The sequence below is a fragment of the Sphingobacterium sp. NPDC055431 genome (assembly GCF_053644255.1).
Genome location: NZ_JBSHLH010000003.1, coordinates 20,260 through 43,548, shown reverse-complemented (window position 1 = coordinate 43,548; position 23,289 = coordinate 20,260). Strand labels below are relative to the sequence as shown.

23 protein-coding genes and 1 tRNA gene are annotated in these 23,289 nt (G+C 39.0%); 14 read left to right on the top strand and 10 right to left on the bottom strand.

Going from position 1 to position 23,289, the window contains the following annotated elements:
• The first annotated feature begins 165 nt into the window (after positions 1-165).
• A complete protein-coding gene (locus ACWIB3_RS04770; protein ID WP_185213589.1) occupies positions 166-1,110 on the top strand; it encodes a malate dehydrogenase in 945 nt (314 codons plus the stop codon).
• A gap of 28 nt (positions 1,111-1,138) precedes the next feature.
• Complete coding sequence (locus ACWIB3_RS04765) at positions 1,139-1,591, top strand: retropepsin-like aspartic protease (protein WP_185213588.1); 453 nt, start codon at positions 1,139-1,141, stop codon at positions 1,589-1,591.
• On the opposite strand, the gene ACWIB3_RS04760 is transcribed toward ACWIB3_RS04765, so the two are convergent.
• Positions 1,558-2,787, bottom strand: a complete 1,230-nt coding sequence (locus tag ACWIB3_RS04760) for an MFS transporter (RefSeq protein WP_185213587.1) — start codon at positions 2,785-2,787, stop codon at positions 1,558-1,560. The two genes, ACWIB3_RS04765 and ACWIB3_RS04760, sit on opposite strands and share 34 nt — an antisense overlap.
• 274 nt (positions 2,788-3,061) lie before the next feature.
• On the opposite strand from ACWIB3_RS04760, the gene fsa reads away from it, so the two are divergent.
• The 7 genes from fsa to rpsJ all read left to right on the top strand — a co-directional run bounded on the left by fsa (position 3,062) and on the right by rpsJ (position 10,695).
• Positions 3,062-3,721, top strand: coding sequence for a fructose-6-phosphate aldolase (gene fsa, locus ACWIB3_RS04755; protein WP_185213586.1), 660 nt, complete (start codon positions 3,062-3,064; stop codon positions 3,719-3,721).
• 86 nt (positions 3,722-3,807) lie between these two features.
• Positions 3,808-4,272, top strand: a complete 465-nt coding sequence (locus ACWIB3_RS04750) for a Fur family transcriptional regulator (protein WP_185213585.1) — start codon at positions 3,808-3,810, stop codon at positions 4,270-4,272.
• A 538-nt stretch (positions 4,273-4,810) separates the two neighbouring features.
• Positions 4,811-6,940 carry a ribonuclease R gene (gene rnr, locus ACWIB3_RS04745; protein ID WP_454291037.1) on the top strand — a complete coding sequence of 710 codons (2,130 nt, stop codon included), beginning with the start codon at positions 4,811-4,813 and terminating at the stop codon, positions 6,938-6,940.
• Positions 6,941-7,164: 224 nt separating this feature from the next.
• A complete protein-coding gene (gene rpsL, locus ACWIB3_RS04740; RefSeq protein ID WP_002993550.1) occupies positions 7,165-7,578 on the top strand; it encodes a 30S ribosomal protein S12 in 414 nt (137 codons plus the stop codon).
• 15 nt (positions 7,579-7,593) lie between these two features.
• A complete protein-coding gene (gene rpsG, locus ACWIB3_RS04735; protein WP_093095001.1) occupies positions 7,594-8,061 on the top strand; it encodes a 30S ribosomal protein S7 in 468 nt (155 codons plus the stop codon).
• A 126-nt stretch (positions 8,062-8,187) separates the two neighbouring features.
• The gene (gene fusA, locus ACWIB3_RS04730; protein WP_313258946.1) at positions 8,188-10,311 is read left to right on the top strand and encodes an elongation factor G; all 2,124 of its coding nucleotides are present in this window, start codon (positions 8,188-8,190) and stop codon (positions 10,309-10,311) included.
• A gap of 78 nt (positions 10,312-10,389) precedes the next feature.
• Positions 10,390-10,695 (top strand): 30S ribosomal protein S10, encoded by a 306-nt coding sequence (rpsJ, locus tag ACWIB3_RS04725; RefSeq protein ID WP_013667229.1) that lies wholly within the window; start codon positions 10,390-10,392, stop codon positions 10,693-10,695.
• A gap of 207 nt (positions 10,696-10,902) precedes the next feature.
• Here the strand turns inward: rpsJ and ACWIB3_RS04720 are convergent, their stop codons facing one another.
• Positions 10,903-11,538: a porin family protein gene (locus ACWIB3_RS04720; RefSeq protein WP_454291036.1), complete on the bottom strand. Its 636-nt coding sequence runs from the start codon at positions 11,536-11,538 to the stop codon at positions 10,903-10,905.
• 239 nt (positions 11,539-11,777) lie between these two features.
• The gene (locus ACWIB3_RS04715) at positions 11,778-12,416 is read right to left on the bottom strand and encodes a porin family protein (protein WP_185213582.1); all 639 of its coding nucleotides are present in this window, start codon (positions 12,414-12,416) and stop codon (positions 11,778-11,780) included.
• A 303-nt stretch (positions 12,417-12,719) separates the two neighbouring features.
• On the opposite strand from ACWIB3_RS04715, the gene ACWIB3_RS04710 reads away from it, so the two are divergent.
• Positions 12,720-12,790, top strand: a tRNA-Cys gene (locus ACWIB3_RS04710).
• A gap of 31 nt (positions 12,791-12,821) precedes the next feature.
• Positions 12,822-13,001, top strand: coding sequence for a spore protein (locus ACWIB3_RS04705; protein ID WP_185213581.1), 180 nt, complete (start codon positions 12,822-12,824; stop codon positions 12,999-13,001).
• Between the two features lie 37 nt (positions 13,002-13,038).
• Here the strand turns inward: ACWIB3_RS04705 and ACWIB3_RS04700 are convergent, their stop codons facing one another.
• Positions 13,039-13,785 (bottom strand): copper homeostasis protein CutC, encoded by a 747-nt coding sequence (locus tag ACWIB3_RS04700; RefSeq protein ID WP_454291035.1) that lies wholly within the window; start codon positions 13,783-13,785, stop codon positions 13,039-13,041.
• Positions 13,786-13,917: 132 nt separating this feature from the next.
• Here ACWIB3_RS04700 and ACWIB3_RS04695 point away from each other — a divergent pair, with 132 nt between their 5' ends.
• On the top strand, positions 13,918-14,325 hold the full coding sequence (locus tag ACWIB3_RS04695; protein ID WP_313258953.1) for a hypothetical protein: 408 nt from the start codon (positions 13,918-13,920) through the stop codon (positions 14,323-14,325).
• Positions 14,326-14,337: 12 nt separating this feature from the next.
• On the opposite strand, the gene ACWIB3_RS04690 is transcribed toward ACWIB3_RS04695, so the two are convergent.
• Complete coding sequence (locus ACWIB3_RS04690; protein WP_454291034.1) at positions 14,338-14,880, bottom strand: ankyrin repeat domain-containing protein; 543 nt, start codon at positions 14,878-14,880, stop codon at positions 14,338-14,340.
• A 708-nt stretch (positions 14,881-15,588) separates the two neighbouring features.
• On the opposite strand from ACWIB3_RS04690, the gene ACWIB3_RS04685 reads away from it, so the two are divergent.
• Positions 15,589-15,813 carry a hypothetical protein gene (locus ACWIB3_RS04685; protein WP_185217264.1) on the top strand — a complete coding sequence of 75 codons (225 nt, stop codon included), beginning with the start codon at positions 15,589-15,591 and terminating at the stop codon, positions 15,811-15,813.
• A 365-nt stretch (positions 15,814-16,178) separates the two neighbouring features.
• Here ACWIB3_RS04685 and ACWIB3_RS04680 read toward each other — a convergent pair whose 3' ends face one another.
• Positions 16,179-17,270: a Gfo/Idh/MocA family protein gene (locus ACWIB3_RS04680; protein WP_454291033.1), complete on the bottom strand. Its 1,092-nt coding sequence runs from the start codon at positions 17,268-17,270 to the stop codon at positions 16,179-16,181.
• 196 nt (positions 17,271-17,466) lie between these two features.
• Between ACWIB3_RS04680 and ACWIB3_RS04675 the strand changes: the two genes are divergently transcribed.
• A complete protein-coding gene (locus tag ACWIB3_RS04675) occupies positions 17,467-18,843 on the top strand; it encodes a tryptophanase (protein ID WP_185213575.1) in 1,377 nt (458 codons plus the stop codon).
• 74 nt (positions 18,844-18,917) lie between these two features.
• Here ACWIB3_RS04675 and ACWIB3_RS04670 read toward each other — a convergent pair whose 3' ends face one another.
• The 4 genes from ACWIB3_RS04670 to ACWIB3_RS04655 all read right to left on the bottom strand — a co-directional run bounded on the left by ACWIB3_RS04670 (position 18,918) and on the right by ACWIB3_RS04655 (position 23,289).
• The gene (locus ACWIB3_RS04670; RefSeq protein ID WP_454291032.1) at positions 18,918-19,541 is read right to left on the bottom strand and encodes a hypothetical protein; all 624 of its coding nucleotides are present in this window, start codon (positions 19,539-19,541) and stop codon (positions 18,918-18,920) included.
• Between the two features lie 141 nt (positions 19,542-19,682).
• Entirely contained in the window at positions 19,683-21,209 is a 1,527-nt protein-coding gene (locus tag ACWIB3_RS04665) for a glycosyltransferase family 39 protein (protein ID WP_454291031.1), read from the bottom strand.
• Between the two features lie 143 nt (positions 21,210-21,352).
• Positions 21,353-21,790: a hypothetical protein gene (locus ACWIB3_RS04660; protein ID WP_454291030.1), complete on the bottom strand. Its 438-nt coding sequence runs from the start codon at positions 21,788-21,790 to the stop codon at positions 21,353-21,355.
• Positions 21,791-21,888: 98 nt separating this feature from the next.
• Positions 21,889-23,289 (bottom strand): RtcB family protein, encoded by a 1,401-nt coding sequence (locus tag ACWIB3_RS04655; protein WP_454291029.1) that lies wholly within the window; start codon positions 23,287-23,289, stop codon positions 21,889-21,891.

Below are 23,289 nucleotides of genomic sequence, written 5' to 3'. Positions count from 1 at the left end.
CACTTTTAATAAAAATTAGGCTGGTTTATCCCTTTGATTTTTTCTGATTCCCTTTCGGGTAAATTGCATTGTAATTATTGATTTACATTAAATTGACGCTATTTAGCCTGCGATTGACGATTATTTTTGTTAGATTTAGTGGAAATAAACATAACCCTTAACTATATGAAAATAACCGTAGTTGGAGCAGGGGCAGTTGGAGCAACGACCGCTGATAATCTGGTAAGAAAAAATGTAGCAGAAGAAATCATCTTGTTAGACATTAAAGAAGGATTTGCAGAGGGGAAAGCCCAAGACATGATGCAAACTTCTGCCCTTTTAGGATTTGATTCAAAGATAAAAGGTGTTACCAATGATTATTTAGCAACAGCAGGTTCAGCAGTGGCCGTGATTACTTCTGGAATTCCTAGGAAACCAGGTATGACCAGAGAGGAATTGATCGGTACGAACGCAAATATCGTAAAGACTGTAGTTGAAAATCTAATCAAACATTCTCCAGATATCATCATACTGATTGTTTCCAATCCAATGGATACAATGACTTATTTAGCTTTAAAATCTAGTGGATTGCCTAAAAACCGAATCATCGGTATGGGCGGCGCATTGGATTCTGCACGCTTTAAATATCAAATCAGTGATAAATTAAATGCATCAGCCAATGACCTGAATGCCATCGTAATTGGTGGTCATGGCGATACCACGATGATTCCACTGATCAAACATGCGACTTGGAACAGCGTACCGGTTGCCGATTTCCTAACTGAGGAAGAAGAGCAAGAAATCGTGAAGAAAACCATGGTTGGAGGCGCAACATTAACTGCTTTAATCGGTACTTCTGCTTGGTATGCACCAGGCGCAGCAGCAGCAGCGATGGTTGAGAGTATAGTCCACAACCAGAATAAATTATTCACGGCTTCCGTATACCTAGAGGGAGAATATGGACAGGAAGACATCAATATCGGTGTTCCCGTTATCATCAATAATAAAGGTTGGGACAGAATAGTGCCGATGAATTTATCCGCAGAGGAAGAAGAACTGTTTAAGGCAAGTGCAGAGGCTGTACGCAAAATGAACGATGTTCTTTATGCCGAAGGGGTACTCAAAAAATAACTCAATATTATTTCAGAATTTCATTTAAATGCAAAATATTCCATTTGAAGTCATCGGCCTGCAAGCCGATGGCTTTCATATTATTACAGAGATCGAGATTTTTGACAAGAATTTTAAAATGGTCATCGACACAGGTGCTTCAAAAACCGTGTTGGACAAGGAAACCCTTTTGAATTCAGGAATAAACGAGGAGGAGTTCCTTAACACCGATATCTTATCCACTGGACTTGGAACCAACAATATGCAGAGTTTCATGATCACCATTCCCCAAATAAAAATGGCAGATTGGTCCACCAAAAACTTTACAGCGGCTGTTTTAGACCTGAGTTCCATTAATTATGCCTATAGTCAGATAGGTTTAGATCCGGTAATCGGAGTTTTAGGAGGCGATATCTTAAAATTATATGGAGCTAAAATAGACTACAAAAAGAATATATTGACCTTAAATCAGCGTAAATTGAACTTAAACAACCGGCGTTGAATATGAAGCCTTAGGTAAATATAGAACCCTATGGCCAATAGAATTCCACATCCACCCATAATATAAAGGGTGTTTTTAATACCTACAATTTCAGCTATAGCCCCTGTCAATAAACTTCCGACAGGGAAGATCCCTTGAAATGCCATCACATAATAAGACATGGCCCTAGCTCTGTATGCAGGCATTGCGTGGGTTTGTATATAGGTATTTATGGATGAATTCTGCATCATCATGGAAAATGAAACCGCCCCTGTGAACAGTAATGCAGACGGTAGATAATGGGCAAAAGCCAATAAGACCAAAGAAATACCCATAAAAAAGGCTGCAAACATAATCCTATACCTGAGGTTTTCCCCAGTTTTTAACCTTGCCATATTGATCGCTCCGATCATAGCTCCTAATCCAGCAGCACTTTCAAACCAGGAGAAAGTACGTTCATTTCCCTGAAATAATTCCCTCGCCACTGCAGGTAAAAGTGAGGTATATGGAATAACCAATAAGCTAGATATGCTTAAAATCACGATCAAAGAAGCAATATGCGGCGATCTCTTGAGATAATTAAAACCATGTACGAGGCCTTGGAAGGAGGTTTCATTTGGAATTACAATGACGTGTTCCGTAACTTTCATCAGCAATAGACAGATAATTACCGGGATAAAACTCAAAAAATTCAGTGTAAAACAAGCTAATTCTCCATAAGTTGAGAGTAAAATCCCTCCTATTGCTGGCCCGACCATCCTCGCGGCATTGAATATTGAACTGTTTAAGGCAATAGCATTGGGCAAATCCTTACGGTTATCGACCAAATTCACCAGCAAAGCCTGTCTTCCCAATACATCAAATGCATTCACAACGCCTTGAATAAAGCCTAAAATGGACAAATACAGTACGGATTCCAGCTTTAAATAAACCAATAAGGCTAATAAGCCGGCTTGAACCATCAGGCCGATCTGGGTAATCAGAACAAGTTTATATTTTTTATGTCTATCGACGAAAGCACCAATAAAGGGAGATAAAACAAGCGATGGAAGTAAGGAAATAAAGGAAACAAAACCTAGCCAAAAGACGGAATTTGTCAGTTGATAGACCAGCCAGCTGATGGCTATCCGTTGCATCCAAGTACCTAAAAGGGAAATTGATTGCCCTATAACATGTAATCGATAGTTGGGGTATTGGAGAGATCTAAATATTTGCATGAAATGCGTATTGTTGTTACAGCTTTTTAAAGATAAAGGATTGAAACCCAAAACGGAAATACCTATTGCAAGTGAATGAATTATTACAATAGCTTTCCAATATTAACAGGAGAAGGCTGGAAATTGTTGCATTTGATATTAAAAATGCGTTGAAACGTAATAAATATCTTGGATATGAAGCCAATAACTTCAAATCTTGAAACAATATAATTACCTTTGCCTATCCTAAAGGATAATCAAAAGTTCTACAAAACAAATTAATTCAAATACTATCATGAAATTTTTTATTGATACCGCAAACCTTGAACAAATCAAAGAAGCTCAAGATCTTGGCGTTTTAGACGGAGTAACCACCAACCCTAGCTTAATGGCTAAAGAAGGTATTTCTGGGGAAGAAAATGTAATCAATCACTACAAAGCTATTTGCGATATCGTTGATGGAGACGTAAGTGCAGAGGTAATTTCTACAGATTACGAAGGCATGATCAAGGAAGGCGAGGCATTAGCAGCGTTAGACAGCAAGATTGTTGTTAAAGTTCCGATGATCAAAGACGGTATTAAAGCGATTAAATATTTCAGTAAAAAAGGCATCAAAACCAACTGTACGTTAGTTTTCTCTGCTGGTCAGGCGCTATTGGCGGCTAAAGCAGGCGCTACTTATGTATCTCCATTCATTGGTCGTCTAGATGATATTTCTGTTGATGGCTTAGGATTAATCGAAGAAATCCGTGAAATCTACGATAATTACGGATTTGAAACACAGATTTTAGCGGCATCAGTTCGCCATAGTGCACATATTTTAGGTTGTGCTAAGATCGGTGCAGACGTTATGACTGGTCCTTTATCAGCTATTTTAGCTTTATTGAAGCATCCATTAACTGATAGCGGATTGGCTCAATTCTTAGCTGACCACGCAAAAGCAGCAGGTAAATAGTCTACTATTTGCTGATAAAATATAAGGCCTCCAATGTGAAATTGGGGGCTTTTTTTATACCCAATTTAATTGTGTAAATTTATACCATGAAAGCGGATATGAGCACGGAATTGGATCCGGAAAAATTAGAAGAATTCAGCCAGGTATTAAAGGCAAATCAACTTAAAATCACCCAACCGAGACTAAGGGTTTTGGATATTATTTCCACCAAACTTTCAGCAATTTCACAACCCGAATTGGAGAAGATTTTAGGGTCTGAAATAGACCGTGTAACCCTCTATAGAATCTTGGCAAGCTTTGAAGAAAAGGGTATCCTCCATAAGGTTTTCGACCTGAATGGAACTGCGACTTATGCCTTCTGTTCGACGAAGTGCTCAGCGGACCATCACCATGATCAGCACGTTCATTTCATCTGTTCAGTCTGCAATTCTGTCTACTGTCTGGAGGAGATTGCCTTACCCAAAATCAACCTTCCTACTGATTTTTCTTTACACTCCATTGCCATAAACGCTGTAGGAATCTGCGACATTTGTAACGAGAAATCCTCGTAAATATTCATGATTTTTTTATAAATTGCTCTTGAAATTTCATGACCCTATGAAATTTCAAGAGTATTTTTTTTGCCCCAAAACCTTAAGCTAAATCACTTTTTTACATCTTGCTAATATTTAGTATTTAATTTTATAGATGTTTATTTTATAAGAACTTACGTATTCAAAAACTCTATAACAGTTTAATACATTCATTTTAGCATAAAACAAGGTTTTACCCTCCAAAACCCATTTACACCTAATAAACAACAACTTACGAATACAACTCGTCAAATATATTTTAGCAAAATTCATTTATCATGTTATTTATCAGATATTTATTATAGCTAAAATACACATTAAATTAATCTACAAATGGGATCAAAAATCAAACAGCCATTTTCAACCCTATGAACCAATAACCGACAGTTTTCAGTATATTAGATTCGGGTTTCAGAGGAGTACAAAAAATACTGACTGGCAAACCATTTAGTTCCACCCTCTCCCCTCTCCTTCCCTTAAAGATTTTCAACGGAAGGAACAGACAAAACGACAGACTATGAAATCAAAAAAAGAGAATCCTTACAAAGAAGTTTTAACCCAACTGATCGTAGACATTTTTGAAAAATCCGGAAACACCTCACTTAACTATAAGCAAGTAGCTGCCAAACTTAACATAACCGACAGCGACTCGAAAGCCACCATTTCAGACATCCTTTCGGATGGTTCAAGACTAGGTCTTTTCCACCAACCTGAGAGAGGAAAATTCCAACTTAAACAACTGCATGTTTATGTCACTGGAAAGGTTGACATGACTGCCGATGGATCAGCCTATATCGTACCTGATGACGACAGTGAAAGCGACATCTATGTAGCCCCTCGAAAACTGAGACAAGCACTGCACAATGACATCGTGAAAGTCCATGTCTACGAAAGGAAGAAAGGAAGAAAACGAGAAGGCGAAGTGGTGGAAATCTTGCAACGTGCAAAGACAGACTTTACCGGTACCATAGACATTTCAAAATCCTATGCCTTCTTCCAACCGGACGACCGAAAAATGCTGCACGATATTTTCATCCCACTGGACAACCTGAACGGGGCGAAAAACGGAGAGAAAGTTTTGGTGTCTATTTTGGAGTGGCCAAAGAATGCAAAAAACCCTATCGGTATTGTAAAAAGCGTCCTTGGTAAAAAAGGCGAGAACAACACCGAGATGAACGCGATCTTAGCCGACTTTGGATTCCCGCTCGAATTCCCTAAAGCAGTAGAAGACGCAGCGAATTCAATTTCGGACTCCATCTCTGCAGAGGAAATCTCAAAGCGTCACGACTTCAGGTCGACGACCACCTTTACGATCGACCCTGCGGATGCAAAAGATTTTGACGATGCGATTTCATTCAAGAAACTGGAAAACGGAAACTATGAGGTCGGCATACACATCGCTGACGTTTCGCACTACGTGACTCCTGACTCCACTTTGGACAAAGAAGCATTTGAACGCGGAACTTCGGTTTACTTGGTTGACCGCGTAATCCCTATGCTTCCAGAGAGACTTTCTAACAACCTTTGTTCATTGCGCCCTAATGAGGACAAGCTATGTTTCTCAGCCGTATTTGAAATGGACGAGAAAGCAAATGTGATCGACCAATGGTTCGGAAGAACAGTTATACATTCAGACAGAAGATTCAGTTATGAAGAAGCGCAAGAGATCATCGAAGGAAAAGAAGACGAATTATCAGGAGCAATCATAAAGCTGAACGAACTCGCCTTTATCCTACGAGACCGTAAATTTAAGGCTGGAGCGATCAGCTTTGAATCCGAAGAGGTAAAATTCAATCTCGACGAAAACGGAAAACCTCTTGGCGTTTACACCAAAGTGAGAAAAGAAGCCCACAAGTTGATCGAAGACTTCATGTTGTTGGCCAACCGCAAGGTCGCTGAATTCATCGGGAGAATGGGAAAAGGAAAGAACAAGCTTCCTTTCGTTTACAGATTCCACGATGTACCCAATCCGGAGACCCTGACCAGCTTTTCTCTGTTTGCCTCTAGGTTTGGGCACCGCCTGAGCATCAAGACCGACAAAGAGACCGCAAAGTCCTTAAACGCGCTGTTGACAAAAATCGAAGGCTCCAAAGAACAGAACCTTCTGACCTCATTGGCGATCCGATCGATGGCGAAGGCCATCTACACCACCAAGAAGACTTCTCACTACGGGCTGGCATTTGATTATTACACCCACTTTACCTCCCCTATCCGTCGATATCCAGACGTGATGGTACACAGACTGCTTCAATTCTATCTGGACGGTGGTAAAAACGTGAATGCGGAACATTATGAAAAAATGTCTGAACATTCCTCGCAAATGGAAAAGAAAGCTGCAGAGGCAGAGAGAGCTTCCATCAAGTACAAACAAGCCGAGTTCTTACAGGATCAGATCGGCATAGAATACACCGGAATCGTCTCTGGCGTGACCGAGTGGGGTATGTACGTAGAGATCGAAGAGAACAAATGCGAAGGGATGGTACGTTTGAGAGATATCACTGACGATTTTTACACCTTGGACGAAAAGAATTTCGCCATCATTGGTCAGCGAAAGAAAAAAGTCTACCAATTGGGGGATGAGGTTCAGATCAAGGTCAAGAAAGTGGATCTTGAAAAAAGACAGATTGACTTCACGTTATTGAGCTAGACCTTAGGAATATCCTATCAAAATAAAATACTTGCCCTTTAGTTTTCTAAAGGGCATTTTTATTTGGCTCAGACGGGGTTACGGAGATTTAACAATAAATTTTTGACAAATAGGCATTTATTTCAAAAAACTTAGCACACAACTCTTTACAGTTTAGATTATTCTTTATATCTTTGCGGACTTAAAAACATTTTTTAACAAAAACAAAAAAGAAAAACAGGTAAATGCCTACTATTCAACAACTAGTTAGAAAAGGTAGAGTAGCTCTGGTAGACAAGAGTAAGTCACCAGCGTTGGACTCATGTCCACAGCGAAGAGGTGTGTGTACACGTGTATACACTACTACCCCTAAAAAACCAAACTCAGCAATGCGTAAAGTAGCTCGTGTTCGTTTAACAAACGGTAAAGAGGTGAATGCTTACATCCCAGGAGAAGGCCACAACTTACAAGAGCACTCGATCGTATTAATTCGTGGCGGTCGTGTTAAAGATTTACCAGGAGTTCGTTACCACATCATTCGTGGTGCTTTAGACACTTCAGGTGTTGCCGGTCGTAACCAACGTCGTTCTAAATACGGAACAAAACGTCCTAAACCAGGACAAGCAGCTGCTGCACCAGCAAAAGGTAAGAAAAAATAAACGGAGGAAAAGAAAATGAGAAAAGCAAAACCAAAAAAGAGAATCATTTTACCTGATCCAAAGTTTAACGATGTTCAGGTAACTCGTTTCGTAAACAACATGATGGTAGACGGTAAGAAATCTATCGCCTATTCAATTTTTTACGATGCAGTTGAATTAGTAGAGCAAAAGACTCAAGAGAATGGTCTTGAGACTTGGAAAAAAGCTCTTAACAATGTAATGCCAGCCGTAGAGGTTAAATCTCGTCGTGTTGGTGGTGCAAACTTCCAAGTACCTATGGAAGTTCGTCCTGAGCGCAAGATCGCTTTAGGTATGAAATGGTTAATTTCTTATGCTCGCAAACGTGGTGAAAAAACTATGTTTGAGAAATTGGCAGGAGAGATCATTTCAGCTTCTAAAGGTGAAGGTGCTGCTGTTAAGAAGAAAGAAGATACGCACAAGATGGCGGAAGCTAACAAAGCGTTCTCACACTTCAGATTCTAATTTTGAACAAAAAGAATCAAATATGTTTACACCGACTTTAGATAATGGAATTTTCAATTATCAAAGTCGGTGTATTTATTTCAAAGGAAATAACAATCAGCCAATAGGCAAACTGCAATAAAAAACATGGCAAAAGATTTAAAATTAGTAAGAAATATTGGTATCGCTGCACACATCGATGCTGGTAAAACTACAACTACAGAGCGTATTTTATTCTACTCAGGTGTTAACCACAAGTTAGGAGAAACTCACGAAGGTTCTGCTACAACTGACTGGATGGCACAAGAGCAAGAGCGTGGTATCACCATTACCTCTGCTGCTGTAACAGTATTCTGGAACTACCGTAACAAAAAATACCAAGTAAACGTAATTGATACACCGGGACACGTTGACTTTACTGTAGAAGTAAACCGTTCATTACGTGTATTAGACGGATTAGTATTCTTGTTTTCTGCTGTTGATGGTGTTGAGCCTCAATCAGAGACTAACTGGCGTTTAGCTGACGGATACAAAGTTCCTCGTATTGGTTTCGTCAATAAAATGGACCGTTCTGGTGCTGACTTCTTAAAAGTAGTTAAGCAAGTTAAAGATATGTTAGGTTCTGAAGCTGTAGCGCTTCAATTGCCTATCGGTGCTGAAGACAACTTCACTGGTGTTGTTGACTTGATCAACAACCGTGGTATCGTTTGGAATGAAGCTGATAAAGGTATGACCTTTACTGAAGTTCCAATCCCTGACGATATGCTTGAAGAGGTTGCTGAATACCGTGAAAAATTATTAGAAGCTGTTGCTGGATATGATGAGTCATTGATGGAGAAATTCTTCGATGATCCAGATTCATTAACAGAACGTGAAATCTTAGACGCTTTACGTAAAGCAGTATTGGATAACGCTATCGTTCCTATGGTTTGTGGTTCATCTTTCAAAAACAAAGGTGTTCAAACAATGCTTGACTTCGTTATGGAGTTATTGCCTTCTCCATTGGATCAAGAAGCTGTTAAAGGTACTGACCCACGTACTGGTGAAGAGATTACCCGTAAACCTTCTGAAGCTGAACCATTCGCTGCATTAGGTTTCAAAATCGCTACTGACCCATTCGTAGGTCGTTTGTGTTTCACTCGTGTATATTCAGGATTCTTAGATGCTGGTTCTTATGTATTGAACACTCGTTCAGGAAACAAAGAGCGTATCTCTCGTATCTTCCAGATGCACGCGAACAAACAAAACCCGATCGAAAGAATCGGAGCTGGTGATATCGGTGCTGTTGTTGGTTTCAAAGATATCAAAACTGGTGACACCCTTTGTGATGAGAAAAACCCAATCGTTCTTGAGTCTATGGTATTCCCTGAGCCAGTTATTGGTTTGGCGATCGAGCCTAAAACTCAAGCTGACGTTGATAAATTAGGTATCGGACTTAACAAATTAGCGGAAGAGGATCCAACCTTCGTAGTTAAAACTGATGAAGATACTGGTCAAACAGTTATTTCAGGTATGGGTGAGCTTCACTTAGATATCTTGATCGACCGTTTGAGACGTGAGTTCAAAGTAGAGGTTAACCAAGGTGCTCCTCAAGTAGCTTACAAAGAGTCTATCAACGGAACTACTGAACACCGTGAAGTTTACAAAAAACAATCAGGTGGTCGTGGTAAATTCGCGGATATCAAAGTTGTTATCTCTCCTGCAGATGAGGATTGGGATGTAGTTAAAAACCCTCTTCAATTCGTTAATGAGATCGTTGGTGGTTCTATTCCTAAGGAATATATCCCTTCAGTTCAAAAAGGATTTGAAGTTTCCATGAAAAATGGTGTTTTAGCTGGTTACCAATTGTCAGGTATGAAAGTTCGTTTGATTGATGGTTCATTCCACGCAGTCGATTCAGACTCTCTATCTTTCGAATTAGCAGCGAAGATGGCCTACCGTCAAGCACTTCCTAAATGTTCTCCAGTATTGATGGAGCCTATCATGAAAGTGGAAGTATTGACTCCAGAAGAAAACATGGGTGATGTAATGGGTGACTTGAACCGTCGTCGTGGTCAAATGCAAGGTTTGGATTCACGTAATGGTGCTCAAGTAATCAAAGCATTAGTACCTCTTTCTGAAATGTTCGGATATGTAACGCAATTACGTACCATCACTTCAGGACGTGCTACTTCTACAATGGAATTCGATCACTATTCTGATGCACCTCGTAACGTTCAAGATGACGTAATCGCGAAGTCTAAAGGAAAAGTTAAAGGTATCGAAGACTAATTCATACGAATAAAAACAAACCGATCCCTGGTTGCAAATAGCTCTAACCAGGGGTCATCTTAAAAACAAATTCATATAATGAGCCAAAGAATCAGAATCAAATTGAAATCATACGATTACAACTTGGTTGACAAGTCAGCTGAGAAAATCGTAAAAACAGTAAAACCTACAGGTGCAGTTGTTAGTGGTCCTATTCCATTGCCTACTGAGAAAAAAATCTATACCGTTTTACGTTCTCCACACGTTAACAAAAAAGCACGTGAGCAATTCCAATTATGTTCTTACAAGAGATTGTTAGACATCTACTCATCTAACTCAAAAACAGTTGATGCGTTGATGAAATTAGAATTACCTTCAGGTGTTGAAGTTGAAATCAAAGTGTGATAGATTTCTTTTGAAAAAAACAAGAAAGCCCATTGAAAAATGGGCTTTTGTTTTTTTCAAGATTTGAGATATGAGACATGAGAAATTTGAAAGAATTTTTAGACACCAATCTGAAGCATAGCATACAACAAAACAATAGCTAATAAGCAAAAGGATTTTACCCTTAATATCTCACATCTCAAATCTCAAATCTCAATACTATGAAAGCTAAAACTGAAATCCTACACCAAAGTTCAACGTTCTGCCTGAGAAATCTTTGGATTTACTTGCTGCATTCAGGTTGCTCAAACCTAGTCCATAGCCAGTTTGGATCAAGAATCCATTGGAAAGCTTATACCCTACTGCAAAATTTACCCCAGCGTCCCAACGATTCATCATTTTATTATTTCCGCTGAACTCTACATCCCGTGAACTGGCTGTCTTTGAATTACGCGTTGAATTTTTCAATTTTCCACTGAGGTTATAGCCTAAATAAGGACCTGCAGAAAGGAAAACATCGCCAGTCCCAACAGGAATGTAATAAACTGCATTGACTGGGATTTCGATGGACATCACATTGAGACTAGAGGTATTGAGGTCAGTTGCGGTTTGATCCCAATTGGGAATGGCGTCTACAAATTTAGTCCCTTTGCTTTGTAGGGAAATCCCGGGTTGGATAGAAAATCTACCAGATAACGGTATATCTGCGAAACCTGTCACAAAATAGGAAGGATTAAATTTTTGGGAATCATAGCTCGTGATTTTCCCAAGGTTCATTCCGGCCTTAAGGCCATAGGAAGTTTGGGCATTTGCTGCACAGATTGACAATCCAGCGATGCCAAGTAAGGATAAAAATGTTTTCATACTTAATATTTTTAGTTTATGAACCAAAACTAAACAGCATCGACCAAGTTAATTGTTATCGTTTAGTTAATTAACATTATTTCACAATTACATTATTTTCTTCATACAAGAATTTAAACCAAAATAATAGGCTCCATTTTAAATTAAATATCAACCCAAATGATACAACAAAAAAAGGCAGCCCAACAGGACTGCCCAATAATTTATTCACTAAGGCTGTTAAGCCTTTTCAATTTCGACTAGAATTGGAAACCTAATCCAAATGATAATGTACGAGTAGAGAATTTATCTCCATTCGAATTAGGGTTAAGATTAGTTAATCCTAAACCATATCCAGCGTTAACCAATAAACCGTTGTTGAATTTGTAACCAGCCATAAAGTTAGCACCAGCATCAATTAGGTTCATGTCTTTGTTATCACCAGAGAATTTCAGATCACGTTCTCCTTCAGCACCAAAATCACCTAAATTACCTTTGTTTTTAGCTTTTCCAGAAACGTTGAATCCTACATAAGGACCAGCACCTAAGAATACATTACCTGAACCTGCAGGAATATAGTAAACTGCATTTACTGGAATCTCAACTGACATTAAATTCGTAGTTGAAGAACCATCCAGTCCATCACCATCAAATTTGTATTTATTTCCTTTTCCTTGTAGGGAAACTCCTGGTTGAATGGAGAACTGAGGAGCTACAGGTAGATCAGCAAAACCAGTTACATAGAATGAAACATTATTAGATTGGTAGTCTTTCGCTAGATCAGATTGATTAGAGAATTTACCTAAGTTCACACCAGCTTTTAAACCATAACTAGTTTGAGCTTGAGCTCCAGCTGCTAATAAAAATGCAGCACCAAATGAAAGTAATAATTTTTTCATAGTCTTATTATTTTATCTTTTTGTTATGCTCCTCCTAACACATGTTATCGAGAGACACCCAAGTCTTGCAAAGTTTAGACCAAACTCTATTTTAGCAAATTTATTTCGCGCAAATAATTAATAATCAAACTATTAATTTTAAAAAATTTATGAAACATCCATTTCCTCCAAAGCTAATTTTTAAGCATTAAATTCAAAATCAAGGCTTTAAGGGGGCTAAAAGCAATTAGAAAAACAAAAAGCGAAAAAGGTTTTTTTATTTTAAAATTTAATCCTATTTTTGCATGCCTGTAAGGGTAAAAGGGTCGGATGGCCGAGTGGCTAGGCTGAGGTCTGCAAAACCTCCTACAGCGGTTCGAATCCGCTTCCGACCTCGTTAATAACAATTAAAAATATTTGATCACAATGGGAGTTACACGTTTAAAAAGAAAAGATAGAAGAAATAAAACTGTTGCACGCGTTGAAGTACAGTTTTTAAAACTTGGCCGTAATATTGAACCAGGTTCAAAAAGCAAAATGCCGAAGAACAGCCAAATCACTAAGAATAATGATATCTTAGATAAACTTTCAGCAGACGCTAAATAAGTTTAGAAAACATTATATTAAAAAGCCTGTAGACATTCTACAGGCTTTTTATTTGCTCTACGATCTGCTCGACCTTCTCTTTCGAACTATAGATTTCATCCTCGTCCATCCCTGTTACCGTGTCCGATCTATATTCCATCTTTGATCTTACCACGACCTTTGCTGAAGAATGTATACTATTCGCCTTTGTGTATTTCAATATTTCCTTCACATTGCCTGCATCAACCCCCGACCCCGGCATAATCTCTATCCGGCCAGCAGCCTGTACTATCAACTCTTTTAAAAGGTCCCGTCCTTGCCATGCTGTATTTTGCAGGCCAGAAGTCAATATTCGGTCACAGCCCAAGGCAATGATATCTTCCAATGCTTGTTTAGGATCCTTGCAACGGTCGAAAGCCCTATGGAACACGACACACATGGGTTTGGCCTCCTCCACTAAAACCTTCATCCTTTCCAAGTCTACAGAACCATCTGCCCTTAATACCCCGACAACAACCCCATCACAACCGACCTCCTTACAGTAACGGAGGTCCTCAACAATTTCCTGAAACTCTTCCTCTGTATAGAGAAAATCACCTGACCGCGGCCTGATCAATACATGGACTCCAATTTTTAGGGACTCCCTGGTCAATTTGATCTGCCCATATGAAGGCGTTGTACCGCCATTTTCCAGATTTTGGCACAGCTCTACCCTACTTGCACCACCGGCCTGGGCTTGCTTTGCCGAGTATATCGAATTGGAGCATATCTCCAATTGAATTCCATTTATCCTAGCTTCGTTCATATATTCAAATATATTCTTTTTGCTGCTGTAATTAGCTGTTGATTTTTTAATTCACAATAAATCAATAAATTATTAAAACAAAATTGGGGTTACACTTGTTGAAAATTTTGCGAGCATCCAAATTCCATCATTATGCCACTTATTTCAAAACAACGAGAGGTACAGATTCATTTATCATCCATGTATGATAATTTGCAAATCAGTGTCGAAAAAATGAAAAAGGAACTCAAGACGCACCGGTCAGAATATGAGGACGCCTGTCATATGCATATCAAGTCGGGATTTCAATTGGAAAAACTTTGGTTGAGGGCAGATCAGAACTATCAGAACAAGTTCCGTGAGTTCGAAACCCATTGTTTTCTACTGGATATCCTTACCGACTATCGCGATGAAGAAGGCAATTTTATCCATCTCGAGGAATTCATCCTAACCCTAGAAACCCTTCTGCAACAATTTGTCCGTCAGGAGGCATACGAGACCTGTGCCGTGATCAAGAAATGGCATGATCACGTAAAGGGTAATCTTTTTATAAATCGGTAACGCTTTAAATCCTTAATTAGCTGGACTGACTTCATTAAAAATCTTATGGAGGATTTCCCAATTCCGATTCTCTTCACTGAGGAGATCGCGTGCCGAAATCCCATAATTATTCTTAAGGTCTGGGTCAGCTTGATATTGGAATAAAATGTAAATAATATTGACATCAACATTGTCCATCATCGCACGCCAAAGTGCGGTATTTCCAAAATGATCCTGAAGATCAACGGCTACCCGCTTTTGCAACATGAAGGAAACTAACTGGTATTGATTTCTTTCAACTGCGATATGCAAAGCACTTAAACCCTTTTTATCCTGATGGTTGACATCGGCATGTCGGTTAATGGCCCATTTAGCCAATTCCATTTCACCGTACAAAATAGAATTCATCAACAAGGTCCGGTTGAATCGATCGGGCTTGTTGATATCCACGTTGCTATAATAGTCCTTCACTATTTCTATCTCACTTTTCTTAATAGTCTCAAGAATGCTATCTATCCTTTTTATCTTTAAACTCAAAGCCAAACTCCTTTCTTTTATGCTCTGTAAATAGTCCAAATACTTCGATTGGATCAGATTTAAGCCTAAGCCGTCTATAAATAAGTTAAGAAATAATTGACAAACATCAAAATAACACATGCTTAATAAGGATCGTGGGGGCGAACGATTCCTGCATTTCTCTTACTATCACATTGTAATCCTGACGCAGAAAGGATCTCAGAATAATACGAAAATCAAGTTTTAATCATAAAGGTTTGCATTGGCGAAAGGTTTGTGCACTTTTTGCCTTGATGACATGTTGAGGCACGAAACATCTCGGAACTTAACAGTCATTTTGTTTTAATAAATCAATAAGGATTTCAATGGCGTACAGTTCCTGCACCTTAGGTGCAGCGTGGCAGGACCTGTTGGAGGAGAACCGTAGTGATTCTTCAAAATAGTTCAGAAGAAAAAGCGCTAAAGAGGGATTCAGAGTGAAACAAAGAATCTATTTTTTGATTTTTTTTGAGGTGTTTGTCATTCTGTTAACGTAAGATGAGGAACCCATTTCAAATGATGAATGTATAGTTCCGAGACCCTTCCGGAAACGGTCAGGGTGACACGAAAAGGTTACAGAACAGAAAGACCCCACCCCAACTGGATAAATACCTGATTTCAGGGATGTTCCGAAAAATGAAACATCCCTACATTTGATTAACCTTTAATCACACGGGTTAATATGCCTTAAAAGGTTCAAATTTCAATCATAAACAAAATCAAAATAGCATGAAAAATATCGGTTCAATTTTATTTATTTATGGCATATTGGCCATCATTATGAATTTCTTCAATGCAGTACCTCGCATCCTGCTTTGGATCTACAATTGGGGAGAAGGAACAGCATGGTTAATTAAAATAGCATTCGTACTCGTAGGAGCTGCAATATGGTGGTTTTCCGGTAAGGATGAAGTCAAGGATGAGACACCAACAGATCAGCCAACTCAGCCATAGCGAAGAAAAAAATGGATTTCTATAAAGGTGGTTGGAAGAATTACGACCACCTTTACTGTCCATTTACCTGACAGGAAACTCTTAGAGATTTATCTTACATTTTCATATTAACCTTGTTCGAAATTCACTTAGCACATTGTGATTCTGAACGATTTTGAAGAATCTGTACGGTTCTCCACCAACAGGTCTTGTCATTCTGTACCGAAGGTAGAGGAACTGTACGCCAATGCAATCTTCATTGAATAATAATGATTCGCATGTATTCTTCGAAGATATTTCGTTCCTCAAAACGAAAGGAAAAGGGAAAAGTTGAAAGAACTGTTTACAAATGCAATTGAAAATAATAACATCAATATCTTCCCCACTTATTTATCCCCTAAAACAATGGTCCGTTTCTCCTTCGCAGATTTCATTGCTGCATCCAAGATCTCAACAGCGGTAACATTGACTTGCAGACCATATTGATCCAATGGATTCAAAACAACTGAATCGTTCACCACTGCCGCAAGCAGGGAGAATGGGTCATTGAATGGAGCTGGTCGAGCATCTAATTTCTCTATCTCCTCAGGTTGATTTTCTTGCAAGCGCGTTTTTAAGGTTTTTGCATCGGTGGCTATGGCATAGCCTTTATTTCCATAAACCTCCATATCCTTACGTGAATAGGTCCAATTCCAAGATCCTTGAATGACACATTGGGCTTCGGGATATTGCAGAATGATGGTTGCCTCATCATCTACCTCTCTATATATCTCGGGCTTATTCTGTTGCACTACCGCAGTCACTGAGGTAGGTCTTTCGCCATTCATCAACCAAGTCATCAAGTTGGCACCATAGCAACCAAAATCAACCAAGGCTCCTGCCCCATTTTTCGCAGGGTCAGTCAATATCTCGAAGAACTCCTTGCTTACTCCTATCTCTTTAGGTCCCTGATGACCATCATTAACCATGACTTTCCTGATCTCTCCTAATTTCCCTTCAGTCAAAAGACCTTTAATCCTTTGATTACTTTCATACCAAGAAGTTTCAAAATTGGTCAGGACATGGATATTGTTATCCTTTGCCAAGGTTTCAATTTCTTTGGCATCGGCAAGGTTGGTCGCTAAAGGCTTCTCTACCATAACATGGACTTTTTTGGGTGCACAGACCCTTACTACCGTGATATGCTCTGAGATCGCTCCAAAAGCCGAAACCGCATCCGGTTTGACCTTGTTCAACATCTCGTCCAAATTCGTAAAGAACAAGGATCTATCCAATTGATAACGTTTGATATATCGCTCAACCAATTCCGGATTGGTTTCATAGATCCCAACAACCTTCATATCCTGCTTATCCTTTCGATTGAATACCCAATCCACATGTCCATGGCTCAATCCAGCTACCGCCAACTTTAATGGCTTTTGCGCAAATAATGGGGTGGTACAAACTATTATGAAAATACTGAACAAGAATGATTTCATGTTTTCTAAAGTTTAGGTGATGGTCTATGAGACGAATATTTCCCATCTAATTTATATAAAATCAACAACAATAATCCCTACCCATTTCATATTTATCCATTGATAACAAAATTGTTCCATAACATGGGAGTGGCAATCTTAAAATATCCTAGATTAATTTTTTAACTTTAACAACAGTGAACCAAATATAAATTTTATGGAACTACCATGGGCAGAGCCCTATAAAGTAAAGATGGTTGAAGAAATCTTTATGTCTAGCCGAGAACAACGTGAACAGTGGATCGAAGAGGAAGGAAACAATCTATTTAACTTAGCAAGCGACCGTGTTTTTATTGATCTATTAACGGACTCCGGAACGGGAGCAATGTCTGACCGACAATGGGCAGAAATCATGATGGGTGATGAAAGCTACGCTGGATCTCAATCCTATCTGAAGCTCCGTGAAGTCGTACGGCATACACTTGGATTTCCCTATTTCTTGCCAACACACCAAGGAAGAGCTGCCGAGAATGTACTTTTCAGCATCCTCGTGAAAGAAAACAATGTGGTACCTGGAAACTCTCATTTCGACACGACTAAAGGACATATCGAATTCCGCAAGGCTCATGCAATTGACTGCACCATTGATGAAGCATTTGACATCAATAATCTACATCCTTTCAAAGGCAATATAGACCTCCAAAAACTCGAAGAAGTCTATAAGGCCCATCCTAAAGAAAACATTCCGTTCTGCATGATTACGGTTACCTGTAACTCTTCTGGGGGTCAACCGGTATCTATGCAAAACATTAAGGATGTCAAGGCCCTATCTGAGCAATATGGAATCCCGGTATTCTTTGATGCAGCTAGATTTGCCGAAAATGCATATTTCATCAAGGAGCGCGAAGCTGAATACAAAGACAGAACTATCAAGGAAATCGTGAAAGAAATGTTCTCCTATGGGGATGGATTTACGATGTCTGCCAAAAAAGATGGTTTGGTGAATATAGGTGGGCTTTTAGGGATGCGAAACGAACAGCTTTACCGTGCCTGTGGCAATATGGGAATTATCTACGAAGGATTTATCACTTACGGAGGTCTTGCAGGAAGAGACTTGGCAGCGTTGGCACAAGGGCTTTTGGAATCGACCGAGCTCCCCTATTTAAAAGCTAGGATCGACCAAGTAGAGTATCTAGGCAATAAACTTATTGAATACGGAATCCCGATCCAAAAACCTATTGGAGGGCATGCTGTATTTGTGGATGCCTTAAACTTCCTGACCCATGTACCTCGCGAGGAATATCCTGCCCAAACTCTAGCGATCGAGCTCTATAAGGAATCCGGTGTTCGCGGAGTTGAAATTGGGACCTTGCTTGCAGATCGAGACCCGGAAACAAGAAAGGATCGTTTTCCAAAGTTAGAATTACTTCGATTGGCAATACCAAGAAGGACCTATAGCTACAAACATCTGGATTACGTCGCAGCGGCCCTAAAAAACATCTTTGAAAGAAGAGAAGATATTAAATCAGGTCTAGAAATCGTGTGGGAGTCAGAGATCTTGAGACATTTCACCATCTTGCTGAAAAAGAAATAAAAAGCATAAAAAAAGAGTGAACATTAAGGATATATCCCATGTTCACTCTTTTTTGCATATAAACCAAGCCTTACTTATTTATAGAAATTGATTAGAATATAAAGACCAATACAAATAATTGTTGGAATGAGGATTGATCTTGTCCTGTACTCGAGGTCTTTCGGAATAAAGTTCTTATTGAACAAGGAAATGATAGCCAAACCGAAGGCAGAAACAAAAACCCCAACAATAAAACCTAAAATATCATTTGACAAAGAGACCTTTGTCATGAGTAAGCCAATAAAATAACTAGAAATAGAAAATGCAGTAATACCGATTGCCAATAACAGAAAAGCTAAACCATACTTATTCAGGATTATATAATTTATCATTGCCAGAATAAAGCCATATAAAACACCAAATATTATACTGATGACGAAGATGAAAAAATTGGTATACAGTGCCACAGCACTTTGATCATCTGTCAACTGCATATCCATTGCTTTTCTTCTGGTTAGATCTTCTTGGTATTCAGTTTGGATCTGCTCTTCGATTAAACTTTCAACCTTGATTTTCTCCTCCTCTGAAAACATGCGTCCTCTTTCAACCAAAATTTCATAAGCCATCTTTTTTGCCTCAGGAACCTTTCTCGAGCCAGGTTGGATAAATCCTTCAAGCTCCTTGTCTGAAAGCTTTTCTAATACACTTTTTTTAACCATAAAAATCCAATAACCATCAAGCCTGCTTGATATGAAATCATACAACCAACAAAGATATAACCCAATAGAAATAGAATTAAATTATTATTACATTGTTAATAAATAGGTAAATATAATTCTACAAAACTTATATCAAAGAGATCAATAAGTATTTTCCTCTTCGATTTCGTTCCTAATACGTTCATTTACATTCAGCTTTGCACCTATAAAAGAAAAGATGCCTGTTCCATATTCCCTTGCATAGGGGTTGTCAATTGAAGCAGCTAATTGTGACCTCTCAAAGAAGGCCCCAGTTTCGGCTAACTCTTTCTCAACTTCGGAAGCATTCTTAACACGTATGATGTTTCTATAAGGGATATCCAAATCAAACCAATTCAGATAGTCGGCATTAAAAGAAACGGCTTTGATGCCTAACCTTGAATAATAATTTATTGCTCCGGCCTGTCCATAATTATCGCATAATACTAGGGTATTTTGAGGTTCAGGCATTGTTTTATACAAAGAGTCTACTTTACGAGCTAATTCAGACCAGCCCAGCATATCGGCAAAATCCTGTGGCAATTGATGCTCTTGTCCATCTTCCCATCGCAACATTCCAAACTTTCTGTAATATTCTGGATGTTTCACTATATATTCAGGGGTTTTATTCGGAAAGGCAATAAAAAACAAAGGAAGGAATAGCACAAGACATAAAACTAAGATGACTGGCTTTAACACTTTTGTCCAAACTTTCTTTTCTAATAAATTCGATAAGTATACTGCTCCAAAGGCAAAATAAATAGGATAAAGTCCTAATGCATAATAATCCTTGGCCTTTAAGAACAGGAATATGGCGAGGACAAAGAAAAAGGTCCAAAAGAAAACCTTGTATTTTTTAAACGCTGGATATTTCATCAGGCCATAAAGCCCAATAAAAAACAACAGAAAGGTACCTGGAAAGAACATCAATTGAGAACGGATAAAGCCCCACCTGTCCACATGAACGAGTTGGGTTTCGGACAATTCCTTCATATGGCGCAAGACAGGGAGATCATTACTGTATTGCCAAATGATATTGGGAAGGACCAAGAGGAATGCCACAAGGATACCGAAATATAAAATACGGTTCCCAAAGATTCTCCTTTCTGGCACAAGCATAAAGGCTGGTATCAATCCCAGCACAAGAAATAGGATATTGTATTTGTTCAAGAATCCTGCAGCAAAGGATAGGCATAGGTAAAAAAGCCATTTGCTTTCATATCTGTTCAGGTATTTGATCAAGAAATAGAACATCAAGGTCCAACAGAGCACATCCAATGAATTAGGCTGATAAAGGCTATTCAATCGCAGGTAAACGGAGAAGGTGACACAAGTACCGCCCAATAACAATGCAAATAGATTTCCTTTTAATTCTTCTATGGCCTTCCAAACTACCAATACCGTCAATGCTCCAAAAAGTACAGGAAAGAACCGAACCCAAAAGACTCCATTGCCCAAGAACTTTATGATTAGGGAAATCCAAGAAGTCATCGGTGGTACAGAATGGAAACCCCATGCCAGATGATTGGCTTGATCTAAATGTAAAAACTCGTCACGTTGGAGGTCATAGATTGGGTGAACCAAAGAATATTGCAGGATAAACTTTAATACAATAAAGCTGATTAGGATAATAATGTTAGTCTTGGTCATAATTCAAAGACAGAATAGCAATGCAATTTATTACATAGCAATGCAAAATAATCTTAATGAGTTTATTAACCCAAGTTACTAAAATTTAAGATCAATCTGAGGTAGTATATTGATTTTAAATAAGTTGCAAATAGAATTATAATTTACTTAACAACTTGATAGACTCCTTTTTCAGGACCGAAGCTAACTGTATTCGGCACAAAATAAGGAATGCCCATATAGATCAATTCAGTGCCTTTACCCGAAAGATATTGATCGTTTTTGGCCAGTAATGCAAAGGCTTTACGTTTTTTATCACGCCAACCAAACGGGGTATAATAGAGGCTTCCCAACAATGTATCCGCTTTGATCTCGCCCTCGACCTCCCCAGTTACGAGATATTCACCAGGACCAGTAACAGTATACTTCCCTACAAAACGCTTCTGATGTAGCATCAAATCAATCGTGACGGTATCTCTACCTTGATAAGAGATTAGTTTTTTTTCAATTAAATCCTTTTGTTTCGATTCCGAACAGCCTTGTAGGAAACCGACTGAAAAAGCAATAAAGATGGATCCTAAAGATATTAATGTGTTTTTCACTTCTTAAATATAAGTTAATTTTAGGACTAGTTCCTTTAAAAACAAACGAATAAAAATAAGACGGCAATTTCTTGCCGCCTTAATTATTTTTTAAAACTTTACTCCTTGTGCATTCTTACAATCTTTGGTATAAACTTACCTTGAATATCGACTAGTTCCTTTTGTGCCAGCATAACCTGTTCAATATCCTTATAAGCCAAAGGATTCTCTTCCACCGATCCCCCGATCAGTTTAACATTTGCATTGAAGATCAGCTTCTTCATAGCAGAATTTGTCATATTATCCTTTGCTTTTTGGCGACTCATTGCACGACCAGCTCCATGGGAAGCCGAATTTAAGGCATGCTCATTTCCTCTGCCCGAAACTAAATATGCCGCGGTTGTCATACTTCCAGGGATGATTCCTAATTCTCCTTGATGGGCAGGAGTTGCACCTTTTCGATGTACTATGATCTCCTTTCCATTAGAAAGACTATCCTTCCAAGCAAAATTATGATGGTTCTCCACCAATGCCATCGCCTTCAGTCCCAAGGCAGATAACAGGTTTTTATGGATTCGATCATGACAAGCTTTGGCGTAATCACCGGCTAAATTCATGGCTAGCCAATATTCCTGTCCTGCTTCAGTATCTATATCCAACCAAGCTAATTGCTGTGCATGCCGAGGCAATTTACAGGTTTCCATAGCGATATGGGTGTACTGTTTGGCAATTGCAGCTCCTAGCCCTCGGCTACCAGAATGCGTTAGCAAAGCGGTGTAGACCTTGGGCTCCAGGCCAAGACTATTATTTTCCAATAACTCGATTTCTCCAAACTCCACAAAATGGTTGCCATTGCCTGAAGTCCCCAATTGTCTGGCGGCCTTTCCTCGCAAAGGCTTGAGAATAGGAATTTCATTGAATAGCGGATGGTCAAGGATTTCATGATCCTGCCTGATTGCCAAGCCTCCTTCCATACCAAAATGAGTATGGTTTTTCATGGCTTGCATGATCTGGAACTCATTTCTTTTGCTAAATCCTTCTGCAGCATCTAAAATGGAGAGTGCCATTCGGCATCCAATATCCATCCCCACAGCGTATGGAATAATGGCTTGATCTGTTGCCAAAACCCCACCTATCGGTAAACCAAAACCCATGTGGGCATCCGGCATTAATGCAGCCTGTACACTTACTGGCAACATGCAGGCTATCTCCATCTGCTGTTTGGCAGAAGACTCAATCCCCTTACTACCATAAACCTTGCAGGAGCTTGGTTCTTCTCTTAGTTCATAAGCTTTAAAATTTACCTCCTTCACTTTTCCGATAACCTTTTCTGCTATTTTACGAGTCTCTTCGTTTTCTAAAAATGCCTCTGGATCATTTTTTATATCCACAAGCAAATCAAGCAATTCTTGTTTACTGTGATGCTTGAAATTTTTGCTGGCTATGTTAATGACCAAGCTTCTCAGCTGATCATTGTGATAACCTATCTTACTTAAATCTTTTGTTCTTAAATTGCCCAT

Coding starts and splice junctions, on each gene's coding strand:
- rpsJ (WP_013667229.1), top strand. CDS start 10,390: ATGAGCCAAAGAATCAGAATCAAATTGAAATCATACGATTACAACTTG.
- ACWIB3_RS04770 (WP_185213589.1), top strand. CDS start 166: ATGAAAATAACCGTAGTTGGAGCAGGGGCAGTTGGAGCAACGACCGCT.
- ACWIB3_RS04675 (WP_185213575.1), top strand. CDS start 17,467: ATGGAACTACCATGGGCAGAGCCCTATAAAGTAAAGATGGTTGAAGAA.
- rnr (WP_454291037.1), top strand. CDS start 4,811: ATGAAATCAAAAAAAGAGAATCCTTACAAAGAAGTTTTAACCCAACTG.
- ACWIB3_RS04750 (WP_185213585.1), top strand. CDS start 3,808: ATGAAAGCGGATATGAGCACGGAATTGGATCCGGAAAAATTAGAAGAA.
- ACWIB3_RS04670 (WP_454291032.1), bottom strand. CDS start 19,541: ATGGTTAAAAAAAGTGTATTAGAAAAGCTTTCAGACAAGGAGCTTGAA.
- ACWIB3_RS04665 (WP_454291031.1), bottom strand. CDS start 21,209: ATGACCAAGACTAACATTATTATCCTAATCAGCTTTATTGTATTAAAG.
- ACWIB3_RS04680 (WP_454291033.1), bottom strand. CDS start 17,270: ATGAAATCATTCTTGTTCAGTATTTTCATAATAGTTTGTACCACCCCA.
- ACWIB3_RS04685 (WP_185217264.1), top strand. CDS start 15,589: ATGAAAAATATCGGTTCAATTTTATTTATTTATGGCATATTGGCCATC.
- ACWIB3_RS04655 (WP_454291029.1), bottom strand. CDS start 23,289: ATGGGCAATTTAAGAACAAAAGATTTAAGTAAGATAGGTTATCACAAT.
- ACWIB3_RS04760 (WP_185213587.1), bottom strand. CDS start 2,787: ATGCAAATATTTAGATCTCTCCAATACCCCAACTATCGATTACATGTT.
- rpsL (WP_002993550.1), top strand. CDS start 7,165: ATGCCTACTATTCAACAACTAGTTAGAAAAGGTAGAGTAGCTCTGGTA.
- fusA (WP_313258946.1), top strand. CDS start 8,188: ATGGCAAAAGATTTAAAATTAGTAAGAAATATTGGTATCGCTGCACAC.
- rpsG (WP_093095001.1), top strand. CDS start 7,594: ATGAGAAAAGCAAAACCAAAAAAGAGAATCATTTTACCTGATCCAAAG.
- ACWIB3_RS04705 (WP_185213581.1), top strand. CDS start 12,822: ATGGGAGTTACACGTTTAAAAAGAAAAGATAGAAGAAATAAAACTGTT.
- ACWIB3_RS04715 (WP_185213582.1), bottom strand. CDS start 12,416: ATGAAAAAATTATTACTTTCATTTGGTGCTGCATTTTTATTAGCAGCT.
- ACWIB3_RS04720 (WP_454291036.1), bottom strand. CDS start 11,538: ATGAAAACATTTTTATCCTTACTTGGCATCGCTGGATTGTCAATCTGT.
- fsa (WP_185213586.1), top strand. CDS start 3,062: ATGAAATTTTTTATTGATACCGCAAACCTTGAACAAATCAAAGAAGCT.
- ACWIB3_RS04695 (WP_313258953.1), top strand. CDS start 13,918: ATGCCACTTATTTCAAAACAACGAGAGGTACAGATTCATTTATCATCC.
- ACWIB3_RS04765 (WP_185213588.1), top strand. CDS start 1,139: ATGCAAAATATTCCATTTGAAGTCATCGGCCTGCAAGCCGATGGCTTT.
- ACWIB3_RS04700 (WP_454291035.1), bottom strand. CDS start 13,785: ATGAACGAAGCTAGGATAAATGGAATTCAATTGGAGATATGCTCCAAT.